This window comes from Paraburkholderia elongata (assembly GCF_013177735.1).
Taxonomy (GTDB): Bacteria; Pseudomonadota; Gammaproteobacteria; order Burkholderiales; family Burkholderiaceae; genus Paraburkholderia; species Paraburkholderia elongata.
The window spans coordinates 42,805-57,542 of record NZ_WOEZ01000199.1; the positions used below are offsets into that span (position 1 = coordinate 42,805).

The 14,738-nt window shown below is 65.1% G+C and carries 10 protein-coding genes; 9 read left to right on the forward strand and 1 reads right to left on the reverse strand.

Annotated elements, in window-relative coordinates:
• Positions 1–12: 12 nt before the first annotated feature.
• On the reverse strand, positions 13–2,010 hold the full coding sequence (locus GNZ13_RS35910; RefSeq protein ID WP_407945683.1) for an alpha-galactosidase: 1,998 nt from the start codon (positions 2,008–2,010) through the stop codon (positions 13–15).
• Between the two features lie 209 nt (positions 2,011–2,219).
• Here GNZ13_RS35910 and GNZ13_RS35915 point away from each other — a divergent pair, with 209 nt between their 5' ends.
• The 9 genes from GNZ13_RS35915 to GNZ13_RS35955 all read left to right on the forward strand — a co-directional run bounded on the left by GNZ13_RS35915 (position 2,220) and on the right by GNZ13_RS35955 (position 14,464).
• Positions 2,220–3,032, forward strand: coding sequence for an acetoacetate decarboxylase family protein (locus GNZ13_RS35915; RefSeq protein ID WP_172173505.1), 813 nt, complete (start codon positions 2,220–2,222; stop codon positions 3,030–3,032).
• 28 nt (positions 3,033–3,060) lie between these two features.
• Positions 3,061–3,339 carry a YtcA family lipoprotein gene (locus GNZ13_RS35920; protein ID WP_172173508.1) on the forward strand — a complete coding sequence of 93 codons (279 nt, stop codon included), beginning with the start codon at positions 3,061–3,063 and terminating at the stop codon, positions 3,337–3,339.
• A 39-nt stretch (positions 3,340–3,378) separates the two neighbouring features.
• Positions 3,379–4,470, forward strand: coding sequence for a multidrug transporter subunit MdtN (gene mdtN / locus GNZ13_RS35925; protein ID WP_172173511.1), 1,092 nt, complete (start codon positions 3,379–3,381; stop codon positions 4,468–4,470).
• Positions 4,467–6,677 (forward strand): FUSC family protein, encoded by a 2,211-nt coding sequence (locus GNZ13_RS35930; protein ID WP_172173514.1) that lies wholly within the window; start codon positions 4,467–4,469, stop codon positions 6,675–6,677. Before mdtN ends, GNZ13_RS35930 begins: the two co-directional genes overlap by 4 nt.
• 6 nt (positions 6,678–6,683) lie before the next feature.
• Complete coding sequence (locus tag GNZ13_RS35935; RefSeq protein WP_172173517.1) at positions 6,684–8,237, forward strand: MdtP family multidrug efflux transporter outer membrane subunit; 1,554 nt, start codon at positions 6,684–6,686, stop codon at positions 8,235–8,237.
• Between the two features lie 259 nt (positions 8,238–8,496).
• Positions 8,497–8,907 carry a MucR family transcriptional regulator gene (locus tag GNZ13_RS35940; RefSeq protein ID WP_172173520.1) on the forward strand — a complete coding sequence of 137 codons (411 nt, stop codon included), beginning with the start codon at positions 8,497–8,499 and terminating at the stop codon, positions 8,905–8,907.
• 146 nt (positions 8,908–9,053) lie between these two features.
• Positions 9,054–9,344, forward strand: coding sequence for a hypothetical protein (locus tag GNZ13_RS35945; protein WP_172173523.1), 291 nt, complete (start codon positions 9,054–9,056; stop codon positions 9,342–9,344).
• Positions 9,341–11,146, forward strand: coding sequence for a LuxR C-terminal-related transcriptional regulator (locus tag GNZ13_RS35950; protein WP_172173526.1), 1,806 nt, complete (start codon positions 9,341–9,343; stop codon positions 11,144–11,146). The genes GNZ13_RS35945 and GNZ13_RS35950 overlap by 4 nt, the downstream gene beginning before the upstream one ends.
• Before the next feature lie 225 nt (positions 11,147–11,371).
• Positions 11,372–14,464: an ATP-binding protein gene (locus tag GNZ13_RS35955; protein WP_172173529.1), complete on the forward strand. Its 3,093-nt coding sequence runs from the start codon at positions 11,372–11,374 to the stop codon at positions 14,462–14,464.
• The last annotated feature ends 274 nt before the right edge of the window (positions 14,465–14,738 follow it).

Here is a 14,738-nt window from a genome sequence, read left to right on the forward strand (position 1 = left end):
CGGCAGCTTCGATTACCCTTCGCCACCGGCCGGTACCAGCTCCAAAGTGAGCACTTCGAAAGGCACGAGTGAAATAGTCTGCGGCTGGTCCGCGTCCAGCATCGGCGGAATATCCGAGGCATGGCCGTGCCATAAGCTGCGCGTCAGGAATTGTCCGGCCGCGCTGGCCGGCAATTCCAGTTGCCGTCGCAAATCGAGCACGAAGTTCTTCACCCGGCTGTCGGGATTGCGCAGCGTGATGATCGCCTTGACTGGCGACCATGCAGCCCAGCCGTACACTTCGAGCGCATCCGGCGCACCGCCAATCCAATGGCTGTCGCGCAGCACCTCGGCGTTTGCCCGGGCCCATCTGGCAGACTCGGCGAGAACGTCCCAGTCGCCGTCGCCGAGCAGCGACGGCGTGATGTACAGCTCCTGCAGTTGTGCGCCGCTGCCGAAGTACGAACGCACTTCGTGAGCGAAATCCTGGCCTTGAGCGGTGTTCAACCGATCGTTGAACTGCGCGTAGATGATGCCGTGGAGCATCAGCGAGTTGAGCGGAAACAGCGGACTCCTGACTACGACATTGCGGTAAGTCTGTGCGTCACGGTAGGTAATCCAACGTTCGCGATTGCTGCCTACGCCGGCCAGGTCGTCATCCTTGCCGCCGCGCCAGATCGAATCAGCGTAGCGTAGCCAGAACGGCGACGGATACGTGCCGACGGTGAGGTTGATGAAGGTATCGGGTCTGGCCTCGCGGATGTCCTCGATCAGCTGAATCGCCGCGTCCCAGTCGCTGCTGAAGCGGCTGCCCGGGACCACCTTGTCGACATTGCCGGTGCCATCGAATTTGAAATGATTGATGCCGTGCTGCGTGAGCAGTTCCATCACGGCCTCATGGAAGCGTCGATAGTATTTCGGCCCGGACAGCGCGAAGCAACCATCGATGATCTCGTATCCGGTTGTGTGGCCTCGCGTCGCGCGTTCCTGCCGCGTCGAGCCATAGCCGCCCCACGGTGACAGCCACACGCCGGGCGCCGCGCCGTACCGGGCGGCGGCGTCGCGCAGCGGTACGAATCCATGCGGAAAATCCTGGCCGAAATGCCAACTGCCGCTGTAGTCGTCCCAGCCGTCATCGAACAGAAAGGAGTCGAGTTGTACGCCGCGCTTGTCGTGCAATTCGCGGCCGATGTCGTCGATGCGTTCGAGCGCTTGCTGCTGCGTGTACGGCGTGAGGTAACCGATGTCGGACCAGCAGTTGTAGTGCAGGAACGGGCGGTACGGATGCGCTCGTTCGCGTTCGAGATAGGCTGCGAAATCGCGGCGTAGCTGGCCGTCGCGAGCCACACCCGCCACCGCCGAGAAGATACTGGTCTTGCCCTTTTCCAGTGGCAAGGCCCGCGACAGGATGAACCTGACGGTGTCGCCGCGTACCTGGCTTTCCGACAAGGGAAGCTCGAAACCGAGGTAGACGTTGCCCGCGACCACAGGCGTTCCCTTGAATTCGCCGCCGGTTTGCGCACCGGACGCATGCGTCTCCAACAGCGAAACGGTGGCAATGTGCTCGTCCTTGCCGATCGCGGTAATCGCCACTTGCAAGCGCAAGTACTGCGAGTTTTCGCGTTGCTCCACGCTCCAATCCACCCGCAACCGATCCTGTTCGTCATCGAGGATTGCACGCACGCGTCTGCCCGCGATCCGTTCGGCCAGTCGAGACGCCTTGGGATTTGCCGTCAGCATTTCTTCGCGCAGCGGCGCAAGGAGCTTCAGGTCGGCAATGCCCAGTGTGCGACCGTCGGCCAGCGATAGCGCAAACGGCGCGGTGACCCGCAGCGTACGCATGTGCACGCGGTCGGTCAGGACGAATTCGGCTAGATGCTGGTGCCTGACGGTCCAGTTCAACGCAATCGCCGCGTTACCGAAGGAATGCCAGTCGCCGTTCGTCTGGAACGCGGGCATGCCCGGATGCGTGGACACAGTTTCTTTGGCGTGCATGGAAGAAGCCCAGGATGAGGCGGTTGCCTGATCCATAGAGTACTTCAGGCGGATTCAGCAAGTGCGAGCCGACATTTGGGGCGACGCCGGTCGCACAGCGTCTGCTCGCTGCGCCGGTACGTACGATTTTGATACTTCATCGTGCGAAACCTAAAGCACGCCCGGACGAGCCGCGACATCATGGTGACAAGCAACCCGAGGCCGCCGGCACACGTGCCTGCATGCCTCGTCACCGGGAGAACGAGATGCTGAAAGGATACACAGTACCGCGGACGCCGCTCGGCAAGTCGTCGTTGAATCCGCCGCCGCCGTGGCATTACTCGGGCGACGTGATCGGCGTCGAGTTCTGGGCCTCGCCGGACGCAACCGCAGCGACGCTGCCGCAGGGCCTCACACCGGACCCGGACACCAACGGTCATGCGGTCGTGCTCTTCATCGACTGGCAGTTTACCGGGGAGCAAGACGAGTATCTCGATCCCGCGCGCTACCAGTACCGCGAGTTCCTGCTGCTGGTGGACGCCAGATACGGCGACCGGCGCGTCGCATGGTGCCCGTACATCTTCGTCGACAACGATGCGGCACTCGCGCGCGGCTGGATTCAAGGTTTCCCGAAGCGCCTCGCGAGCGTATACCAGACGCGCAGCTACGTCGCGCCAAGCAAGGCCGCCGCGCCCGTTGCGCCCGGCGGCCGCTTCGGCGCGAGCATGTCGGCGAGCGGTCAGCGGCTTGTCGAGGCGCGCGTGACGCTGCGTGAGCCCGTCGCCGATCCGTCGACGCTGCTGTCGCGACCGACCGTGAACCTGCGGTATTTCCCGAGCCTGTCGGCCGGCCAGCACGACCAGCCGGCGATCAACGAACTGGTGCTCTCGATCACCGACGACCTCAAGGTGGTCGACGCCTGGGTCGGCGACGGCACGGTGACGTTTCCCGAGGCGGCGGGCGAGGAACTGTCGGCGCTCGCGCCGGTGCGCAATGGCGCCGGATTCCGCATGGGCATCTCGTACACAGTCACGGACCTGCAGCTGCTCGAGGACCTGACGCAACGCGACGCGGGCTGAGAGCGCCTGCCATCAAGGAGAGACGGCGATGTCGAGTGTTTTGCGCCCTGGGCGCCATGCGTGGACGCTCGTGTTGTCGTGCGCGACGCTGACTGCCTGTAGCGACGCGCCGTCGGTCGGCGTGCTGGGCGCGTATTTTCCGGACTGGCTGTTCTGCATCACGGGCGGCGTGCTGCTGGCCGCATGCGTGCACGTGCTGCTCTCGCGCAGCGGCCGCGGCGCCTGGCTCGCGCCGCCCGCGATCGTCTACCCGGCGCTGACGGTGTTGTTTTCGATCGCGCTCTGGGTAGCAGGCTTCAACCTTTAATCGCTTCAACCCCTTCAACCTTCAACCGACCGTGTGACCATGACCGCTGCCCACAGCACGGACGCAGGAACGCAGCGTCCGCGAATCTGGCCCGCCTTGCTGCTGATCGTGCTGGCGGGAATCGCGGTAATCGCCGTGATCTGGCGCGTGGATACCGCGCCGCGCACCGACGACGCCTATGCGTACGCCGACACGATCGGCGTCTCGCCCGAAGTCAGCGGCAAGATCGTGACGCTCGCGGTGCGCAACAACCAGGCGGTGAAGCAGGGCGATCTGCTGTTCGAGATCGACCCGCGGCCGTATCAGTTCGCGTTGCAGCGCGCGCAGGCGGCGCTCGCGCAACTCGATGCGCAGATTCCGCTGACGCAGCGCACCGTCAATGCGCAAGGATTCAGCGCCGACGCTGCAAAGTCGGCGGTCGTGCGTGCGCAAACCGCCGCGAAGCAGGCGGGGGACACGCTGGCAAGAATGGAGCCGCTGATTGCGAAGGGCTACATCTCCGCCGACGAACTGGAGCGCGCGCGCACCGCGCAACGCGCGGCGCAGGCCGAGCTTGAGGCCGCGCAATCGCAGGCGCGCGAGGCGCAGGCGGCGGTCAGCAGCGTCGCCGCGCTCGTCGCGCAGCGCTCGGTGCTGCTCGCCGAAATTGCGACGGCGCAGCTCAACCTCGAATATGCGACCGTGCGCGCTCCGTTCGATGGCCGCGTCGTCGAGCTGCGCACGTCCGTCGGGCAATTCGTGTCCGCGCAAAAGCCCGTCTTCACACTGATCGATACGCGGCACTGGTACGTGGTCGCCAATTTCCGCGAGAACGAGCTCGCCAACATCCGGCCCGGCACCCGTGCGACCGTGTACCTGATGAGCAATACCCGCATCCGTTTCAGCGGCTCGATCGACTCGATCGGCTTCGGCGTCGATCCGCAGGACGGCGGCGGCACCGCAAACGGTCTGCCGAACATCCAGCAAAGCATCAACTGGGTGCACGTCGCGCAGCGCTTTCCGGTGAAGATACGGGTCGATCATCCCGATCCGCAACTGTTCCGGATCGGCACGTCCGCTGTCGCCGTGCTGCAACCCGAACGTCGCGACGATCGCAACAATCGCGCGACGCCCGATGGAGCGCCGTCATGAGCGGCCTTGATGGCGTCGGGCGCAGTCTCGCATGGCCGCGGCCGCTCGCGGAGCTCGCAGCCTTCCTGCGCGACGAGCTCGCCGCGTTTCCGGGGCGCGGCAACGTGACGTTGCGCTGCGTGCTCGGCAGCGCGATCGTGATCGTCCTGTCGATGACCTTGCAGGTACCCGAGCTGGCGGTGTCGCTGATCGTGGTGTTCTTCGTCACGCAGGCGAACATCGTGCTGACCCGCGTGGTCGCATTGAATCTCGTGATCGGCACGACGTGTGCGATCGCCTCCACGATCGGTCTCTACGCGCTGACGTTCGACTATCCGCTGCTGCGCATCATCGTTGCGAGCGCAATCTTTTTTTGCAGCACTTACCTCATGCGGGCCGTGACGAATTTCGGGCTCGTTTTCTTTCTCGTCTCGCTGGTCGTGATTTACGCGCAGAGCTTTGGCGATCTGACCGATAACGCGGAAGCGCTAGTGCGTAACTGTCTGTGGCTGTGGTCGGCGGTCAGCTACGCCGTTGCATCGTCGCTGATCATCAATACGCTGTTTCTGCCAGCCGAGCCGGAGCGGCAGTTGCGCGCCGCGATGCAACGGCAGCTCGCGACGGCCAATGCGCGGCTCGCCGCCGTGATTGACGCGCATGCGCCGGCCGTGCGGATCGGCTCGCTCGATCTCGAGCAGGGCGCACTGTCGTTGCAGAAGCTGTTGCGCTTCTCGACCATGCGTCACCGCTACAGCAAGGAGGACGCGTCGGCGAGGCTGGCCTGCGTGACCGCGGTATCACGCATCTTCGAGGCTGCCGCGGTGCTGCCCGACCATGCCGTCGCGCACGGCGCTGGGCAGATCGATGCCATCCGCGCGGTGCAGGACGAACTCGTGTCGCTCGATCACACGATCGGCGATGACGCGCAATGGCTGCACTGGAGCGCACCTACGCACGCGCCGGTATCGACGTCGATAGCGGCCATAGACGCGATGCAGCGTGCGCTCAACGCGTTCGCCGATGCAACGCGGGTCGCCGCACCGGCGCCGCCGGCCGATGCAACGCGGAGCACCGCGCCGACGCCGTCGGACGATGCGGCCACCGGCGCTGCAGCGGCCGATCCGGCGAAAGCGACGAAACCACCGGCGCGCTCTGCGCTGCTCGAACCGGGCGTCTTCGCGAATCCGCGCTACGCGCGCTTCTCGCTGCGTACGCTGCTGTCGGTACTGATCTGCTATGTGTTCTACAACGCGGTGAACTGGCCGGGCATCCACACGATCATGCTGACGTGTCTCATCGTCGCGCTGCCGAGCCTTGGCGCGTCGAGCCGCCATGGCCTGCTGCGGATCAGCGGCGCACTGGTCGGCAGCGCGCTGGCGCTGCTCATGGTCGCGTTCGTGATTCCGCACCTGGAGAGCGTGACGGGGCTGCTGCTGATGAGCCTGCCCGTGATCGCGCTCGGCGCCTGGGTGTCGGCGGGTTCCGAGCGGATCAGCTATGCCGGCGTCCAGATCATGTTTACGTTTGCGCTGGCGTTGCTCGAATCGTTCTCGCCGCCGTCCGATCTCACCGAGATCCGCGACCGGATCGTCGGCATTCTGCTAGGTGTCGGCGTGGCAACCTTCATCCAGATGTCGATGTGGCCGGAAGGCGAAGCCGATGCGCTGCGCACGCAACTGGCCTCGGTGCTGCGCAAGATCGCGGCGCTGGCGCGCCTCGAGGCGAGGGCGGTGCTCACCGGTCCGCGCGCGACGGATTCGGCGGCGGTGGTCGAAACATGGGCCATGCTCGCGGACTGCGAGACGGTGCTGGCACGCGTCGCGCTCGAACCCGACTGGCGCGAGGGCGAGACGGCGCGCATTACGCCCCTGTCGCAGACGGTGCTCGCGCAGAGCCGGGCGATGCTCGTCGCGATCGAAGCGTTTCACCACGAGGCGATGACCGGTGCGTCAGCAGGCGCGTCGATGGAGCGCGCAGGGAGTTTTCAGTCGGAGGTCGCGGATGCGCTGGAGCGATACGCGTCACAACTCGCGGCCGAGCCACCGGCCGCGACGACTCCAGCGCCGCTCGACCCGAGTGGACTGCGCGCCGCGCCGACAGGGGCAGCGGGCGCCGCAGGCGAAGAAGCGCTGGAACGGCACGCGCAACGGATCGATGCGGCGCTCGCCGGGTTGCCGCGCTGGTCGGCCGGAGAGCATGGGTCCGGCGAATTCGCGAGTGCGGGGTGATCTGCGATGACGCGCTTCGCCTGCATTCTCCACCGCCTGCCGCGCCTATTGGCTGCACGACCGGCTGCACGACGGGCCGCACGACTGGCTGCACGACTCGCCAACCACTGGCTCGCGTCGCTCGCGCTGCCGTTGCTCGCCTCGTGCGCGCTCATTCACCACGACAGTCCGCCCGCCGCGATGATAGTGCCGCAGCAGATCCGTCTCGCCGACGACATCCATCTCGCGAACGAAGGCTGGCCGTCGGCGCGCTGGTGGGAGCAGTATCGCGATCCGCAGCTCGATACGCTCGTCGAGCTGGCGCTCGCCCATGCGCCGACGCTCGCCATTGCACGCGAGCACGTCTCACAGGCCAACGCGCAGGTCGAGCTGATTCGCGCGGGGTCCGGTCTGCAGATGTCGGCGCTGGCGGATGCCGATCGCGAGCGGGTCTCGGGGCACGGTTTCCTCAGCGCGTATGCGTCGCACGACCCGGCGATCGGAGCCTACGGGCCGTGGTATTGGACCGGGCTGGTGGGCGTCGACGCTCACTACGACATCGACATCTGGGGCAAGCAGCGCGACCTCGTGCGTGCGGCGATCGGCGAGCAGAACGCGCGGCGCGCGGAGGCGGCGCAGGCCGAGCTCGAGCTGTCGGCAGGCGTTGCGCAGCTCTACTACAGCATCCAGATCACCTACGCGAGCCTCGACCTGTTGCGGGAGCTTCGCGAAGTGCGCGTGTTCGAGCTCGACACGCGATCGGCGCGGCACGAACGCGGCCTCGAAGCGCTGACCCAGACCGCCGAGGCGCGCTCGCAGTTGCTCGCGATCGACCAGCAGATTGCGTCGAGCGAGGAGCAGGTCGTCCACGCGCGCGAGGCGCTGCGCGCGCTGGCGGGCGCCGGTCCCGACGATCTGCCGGCGATCGCGCCGGTGCCGTTGCCGGCGCCGTCGGCTTCGCTGCCGTCGACGCTGTCGTACGAGCTGCTTGCGCGGCGCCCGGATCTGCAGGCGATGCGCTGGCTGGTGCAGGCGTCGTTCGATAAGATCGATGCAGCGAAAGCGGCGTTCTACCCGAGCTTCGACATCACCGCATTCTTCGGTTTCAACGCGCTGCGAATGCGCGACCTGTTCATGCATTCGAGCCAGCAGATCAACCTGATTCCCGGCCTCACGCTGCCGATCTTCGACGGCGGCCGCCTGAACGCGAACCTGCACGGCGCGCGCACGGCCAGCAACACGCTGATCGAGCAGTACAACCAGGCGGTGCTCGACGCGGTGCGCGACGTCGCGCAGAGCGGCAGCGAGATCGACGACCTCGATCATCGTGCGCATCTGCAGCGTGAGCGGATCGACGCGTTGCGCTTTGCGAGCGACAGTGCCGAGGCGGGCTACCAGACCGGCCTCGGCGACAGGACGACCGCGATGCAGGCGAAGGCACCGGTAATCGTTGGGCGCCTCGGGCTCGTGCAGCTTACCGGCGACGAGATCGAGGCGGGCATCGTGCTGACCAAGGCGCTCGGTGGCGGCTATCGCAGCGACGACCTGCCGGGGGACCCGGCCGGCACGAAGGTGCATTAGGGCACGTTCGCAAGCCTGTTATTAGCGTGAACAGGCCCTAAACGGCGAGCGCCGGGTTCGTTGCTGCTGCCGGTTGTCCGTGCGAGCGTGGCGACCCCCGTTCGGGGGATTGAGCGCCATGCCTTCCGACCCTAACGTGACCGATGACGCGCCTGCAAGGGAGCCGAGTCATGAAGAATAATGATGCTTCGGGAATCAGCACTCCATTTCGGGAAATGCCGCTATTCCGCCGGGAACCGTTGATCGGTCGAGGCGGGGCGTGACGGAGGACATCGATCTGATCGAGCTCACCGCCGAAATCGTGGCGAGCTTCGTGTCGTGCAATCCGTTGCCGGCGGCCGATCTGCCGGCGTTCATCGCGAGCACCTACGCTGCGCTGGCCGCATTGCGTACGGCATCGGCACCGGCCGCGCAGCAGCGGGCTGCGGTGCCGATCGAGGAATCGGTGCACGACGATTACCTCGTCTGTCTCGAAGACGGACGCAAGCTGAAGTCGCTCAAGCGCTACCTGCAGCGCCACTTCGCGATGACCCCCGACGAATACCGCGCGAAGTGGGGCCTGCCCGCTGCTTACCCGATGGTCGCGCCGGCTTATTCCGCGCTGCGCTCGTCGATTGCGAAGCGCCATGCGGCGGGCGCAATCAAGCCGCGTCGCGACAACCTGAGATGAACGCACGAACAGGCGACGCCGCTCCCGTCGCGCTCCCCCAAAGAGGGGATGTCGTGCTGCCGCCAGACTGCGCAAGATGGGGACCGTCGAGATCTGCCCCACGAAGCCGTCCGGGTTTCGGTACGGGCGCATCGACGGAGGCGCACATGATCACGCAGACATCGAATACAGCCATGCAGGCCGACCTGGCGGATGACGAACGCTGCCGCGCCGCGCCTGCTCGACGGCTGAGCACCAGCCGCATCACAAACCACGGTATCGATCGCTTTCGCTTCGGTTGCTGCTCGAACAACACCGGACAATACCGGGCGACAACGCATCCTTTACCGAAAAAGAACCGAATCATCACGCTTTTCCGGACGGTCATCTCTAGTCTGGACGGTACTGCGGTCGTCAAGCGGTTGCGACGATCTGGTGTCCAACGGAGCGTGGAATGAACGAGGCATTTGTCTGCGAAACTCATCAGGAAGCGGCGCATCCTCATCCCCGTGCGGCGCCGCCGCGGGCGCAGTCCGAAGCGCTCGCGATGCGGGGGCTTCACGTCGTGCCGCCCGTGCCGGTGTACGTCGACGAAAGTCAGTCATCGGCGCGCGTCGGCCGGGAACGGCCGGCGGTGAGTGTGGCGCGCATCCATCTGGATCTTGCGCGCGCGTGGCAAATGCTGATCCGGCTCATGGCCGCCGAAGCGCTGCTGATCGCGCAGCGGATTGAAGGACAGGTCGGCCCGTTGCCGGGACCGGTCGCGCTTGCGCTGCGCTGCGAGATCGCGGCCGTGCGGGCCGCGGCGCTCCTGCTGCAGGACGACGCGGGGGCGGCCTTGGCCGCTGCGCTTTGCGCGCTGCGGCTCGGCTCTGCAACGCCCACCGCGCGCGTCGCGCTGACCGTGTGCCGCTGCGCTTATTGGCGCCTCGGCGATCCTGAGAGTTCCTACACGCTGGAACGCCGCGAGCTGAGCGAGCCGGGCGAGCGGCCGGGCCGGCTGCGCGCGATCACCGCGATGTTCGACCTTGCGCTCGACGCCGCGATCGAATTCGCTCAGATGCGTTTCCATGGCGCGCGCTTGCTGGCCGACGACGCGCTTGACGTCGCGCGTCGCTGTCGCGCCGGCTCGGCGGCGCTCGACGCGCTGCCCGCCTGCGTGATGGCGCAGGTGCTGTACGAGGAGGGCCGCGTCGACGAGAGTGAGGCGCTGGTCGCAGCAAGGCTGCCGGGAATCCGGCAGGGTGGCACGATCGAAGGCGCGTTGCGCGGTTACGGACTGCTCGCCCGAATTGCTGCGAAAAGGCGGCAACCGGGACAAGGGCTCTTGCTGCTGGCCGAGGCGGATGCGCTTGGGATGAAGCGCAACTGGCCGCGGCTGCGCGCCGCCAGCCTCGCTCAGCAGGTCGAGATGCACGTGGCTGCGGATCGCATCGACCAGGCGGCGCTCTGCGCACAACGGCTCGCCGTGCTGGACGGGCAATGCGACGCGGCGAGCAGCAGCGCGCGCTTCGAGATCGCGCGCTACCACGTGCTCGCGCAGGCGCGGCTGGCGCTCGCGCAAGCGCATTCTGAAGCATCCGCGCAGGCGCATTCCGAAGCATCCGCGCAGGCGCATTCCGAAGCATCCGCCCAGGCGAATTCTGAAGCATCCGCCCAAGCACCCGCCGCGGTCGATCTCGCGGCGCTGCGGCAGCTCCATTGCGATACCGTTCTGAGACGCGATCGATACGGCGCGGTGGCGATCGCGCTGTTGCTGGTCGAAGCGTTGCTGGTCGCAGGTCTGCGCGATGAAGCGGTCGAGGTGCTCGTCACGCTGCTGCTGCAGGCGGCTTCGGTAGGACTGCATCAGACGCTGGTCGACTGCAGTGAGCGCGTTGCGAAGCTGATCGACGGGATCGTGCGGGGTTCGATCGCGCCCGCGGGCGACGTCCGCGAACTGCTTCCCTACGCAGGCGCATTGATGTCGCGACGCCGGCGTGGCATCGCCGATGTGCAACCGGGGCGTGATACGGCGCGGGACACGGCACGATCCGTTGCCGCCATGGGCCTCAGCGAACGTGAACGCGCAATCATCGGACTGATGGGGCGCGGGCTGACCAACAAGCAGATCGCGATCCGGCTGCGCATCGCGCCCGAGACGGTGAAGTCGCACGCAAAGCATCTGTATACGAAGCTGTCGGTGGGGAACCGGATCGAAGCGGTGACGCTGGCGAGCCGTCTGGGTCTCGTCCGGCTATCTGGAAGTGGCGTCGATTGAGTTAAGGGATTGCAAACGCGTCATGTGTGGCGGTAATGCGGGCAGGACCATTCCACTACCAAATCAAGACCCAAAATTCACCCGTCTGGATTTTGACCGCCTTACTTTGACGGCAAGAATGTGCGTCTCGCCCTGGGCGTAGCATGCGCCGCGACCATCGACGACGTGTCGGCGTTCAGACAGTTGCAATTTGGGCCTAATCAAGGTGTGAGGAGCAAGGTTGGTATGAAGGCGCAGTCGAGCACGCTATCTTTGGTCGGTTTCGAAGGCTTTCGTCTGGATACGGCGAACGAATGCCTTTGGCGGCTGGATTCCGACGCGACACCCGAACGGATCGATCTGACGCGCAAGACCTTCGGCGTTTTGCGGTTTTTGATCGAGAATCGCGGCGCGCTGATTACCCACGACGCGCTGCTCGAAGCGGTGTGGCCTGATGTGCACGTGCAGCCCGAAGTCGTGAAGGCCCACATTCAGACGATCCGGGCACGGCTTGGCGATAGCGCGCAGTGCCCTCGCTACATCGAAACGCTGCGCGGTCGCGGCTATCGTTTCGTCGCGCCCGTAGAGGTCCCAACAACTACGCCGCTGCCGGTCGTAAGCGAGGAGAGCTTCGGCCGCTTTGTCGGGCGCACGAGCGAACTGCAGCAACTGAGCGCCGCAATGGACCGGGCCAGATCCGGAAACGGCCAGGTCGTGGTGGTTGCCGGTGAGCCAGGCATCGGCAAGACAACGTTGCTCAAGCAGTTCGTTGCCGCCCAAAGGTTCGAACATCGCGATGCGTGGGTCGCTGAAGGGCGTTGTGTCGAGGGCTATGGTGGCACGGAGCCGTTTTATCCGGTTCTGCAGGCTCTCGGGCAACTTTGCCAGGGAACCGGCGGCAGCGAAGTCGTGAAAGCGCTGGTGACGCTGGCGCCCACGTGGGCATTGCAGCTTCCGGGCCAGGTGGCGAGTCATGTGCGCGAGTCCCTGCATCGGCAGATCCTTGGCGCGTCGCGCGAACGCATGCTGCGGGAGATCAACGGCTTGCTGAGCTTTCTGACGCAGACGCAACCGCTACTTCTGATATTCGAAGATCTTCATTGGGCCGACTACTCAACCATCGATTTGCTGGCGGCGATTGCGCGTGAGCCAGGAGCGCTGCGCCTGATGATTGTCGCCACTTACCGGCCGGACGAGGCGGCGCTGGCTGAACACCCCATCGAGCAACTACACCACGAGCTTTCGCTGAGGGGCCTATGCCGAGATCTGGCGCTTGGCCCGCTGCCTCGCGACGCGGTGGTTTCGTGGCTGAAAGAGCGCGATCATATCGACCCTGTCGAGGAAGAACTGTCTCATCTCATCGTGCAACGTTGCGGCGGCAATCCGCTGTTTATGCGGGCGACCCTCGCAGATCTCGTGGAGCGCAACATGCTCCGCGAGACGGCGACGGGCTGGCGGCCCCTGGCACCATTGGGGACGATCGGCGCGGCAGCGCCACACACGATAACCCAGGCGCTCGAGGGCAGAATCCGGCGCTTGGGCGCCGACGAACGGAATCTGCTTGAAGCCGCTAGCGTTGCAGGGCTGTGCTTTTCATCCGCGACCGTGGCCGAGGCCGCGGGTCTGTCGACGGAGCAGTTCGACGATCTGTGCGAGGCGCTGGCACGCAATCAACGCTTTATTCAACGTTGTGGAGTGAAACGCTTACCCGACGGGGGAGCGGCGGCTATGTTCTGTTTCGACCATGCCCTCATTCGCCACGCGTTCTATGGGCGTCAAGGGCTGACTCGCCGTTCCCGTTTGCATCGGCAAATCGCGGAACGGCTCGAGGCGATCTATGCTCGTGACCAGAGAGCGGAGGTGGCACATGAGCTCGCACAACATTTCGCCGACGCGAGAGACTGGCTCAAAGCGATCGACTATCTACGCATTGCGCTGCAAACCGCAAAGCTTCGCTTTGCGTATCGCGAGGCGCAGTCGATTCTCGACTTTGCCGCTTCGCTCACTGCAAAGTTGCCGGCTGATTTGCGTCCGCTTAAAAGCTTTGAGTTTGCCGAGGCACGCGCGTCGCTTTACGCGGCGGCCCATGATCCGCGCGCCGAGGCGGCCTGGGTCGAACTCGAGGAGCAGGCACGTACGATTGGCCGGCTCGATGCGCAATTGCGCGCCATGCTCGGCCTCGCCTACGTCTTTAGCTGGAGCGACAGGCAACGTTGCCTTGATGTGCTAGACGAAACGCTTACGCTCAGTGCATCGCATCCCGACATGCGCGTCAGTGCGCTGGTTCGCGTGAGTGCCTACGTACGCCGTATCTGGACCAACGGCTGGTCGCATGCCGATCTGACTGAGTGCGAGACTGCGATTCGTGCGTTGCGCGAGACGGGGCATCCCTTGCTGATTGCCCGGGCGAATATGGACTACAGCATGCCGTGCCTCATTTCCACCCGGTATCGCGAAGCGCTCGGGATTCTGCGTGCGAATTACCAGATCCTCTTTGAGCACGCGGTGGAACATCCGGGCTTCGACCTCGCGAGGGCGACGTGGATGCTCCGGCTGGGTACGCCGTGGGCTCAGCTTTTCCTTGGCGAGCTAGGCCGGTCGATGGAATCGTTCGACCAGGGTATGGCTTTCTTCCGCGAGAACGGTGACTACTTTGCGGCCCGCAAACTCGAGGTCTATAGGGCTTGGCTGCTCGTGCACACGATGGACTACGAGTCAGTCATTGAAATGTACGAACGGTTCGTCCCGGCTTCGACCGTTCGGGCGGTCGAAGCCGACCCCGGCGCGCTGCTGCCCGTGCACCACCGTGCGTGTATCGTAATCGCGGGCCTCGCATACATAGGATTGGGGGATAGCGTACGCGCCGCGTCGCTGTTTGCCGAAGCGCGACAGCAGATGGACGCTATGCCCATCATGTTCGACTGGTACTGGCGACTGGCAATCGAATGGGGTACCGCCGAGGCCGCGATGATGGCGGGCGACCATCGCACAGCCCGATCGCGCGGGGAGGCGTTCTTGAAGCTCGCCCTCGCCACCGAAGACCGGACGTGGCGGGCTCTCGCCTGGGAAGTCGTTGCGCGCGAGGCGCTCGCGAGCGGCGATCCGGTCATTGCACTCGACCATATCAACTCCGCGTTCGCGGCCGCGGCAGGATTCGAAACCCCGCTGGCGGACTGGCGGCTTCACCGCACGGCGGCAGCGATTCACGAGGCCCGCGGTGACGCCGAACAGGCGGATGTGCAACAGCGCCGTTTCACTTCGACGCTCGCGCGGTTGTCGAATTCCTTGCCGCGTGGCGATCAGATCGGCCGACGTCTGCTCGCTCTGTCAATTAGCTGATCCTTGCTTCAAGTGTGATATATCGGGGAAACGCGGGGGGAACACGGGGGGAACACGGGGGAGCCGATCCCCCCTCAGGGTGATATCGGCTAATAAGGAGTCCATGCAAAATAAATCATTCTGTGAAAATTTTTCCTGCGAACAATCGAGGGCTTTTCAGCCATGATGCTCACAGTCGGCACATTGCTTGCGCTGTCGTTTCTCATTTCCGTGCTCGGGCTCTTCATGTTCATCTGGGCACAGACACGAGGTTTGATGCGGGCCGGCCTACTAC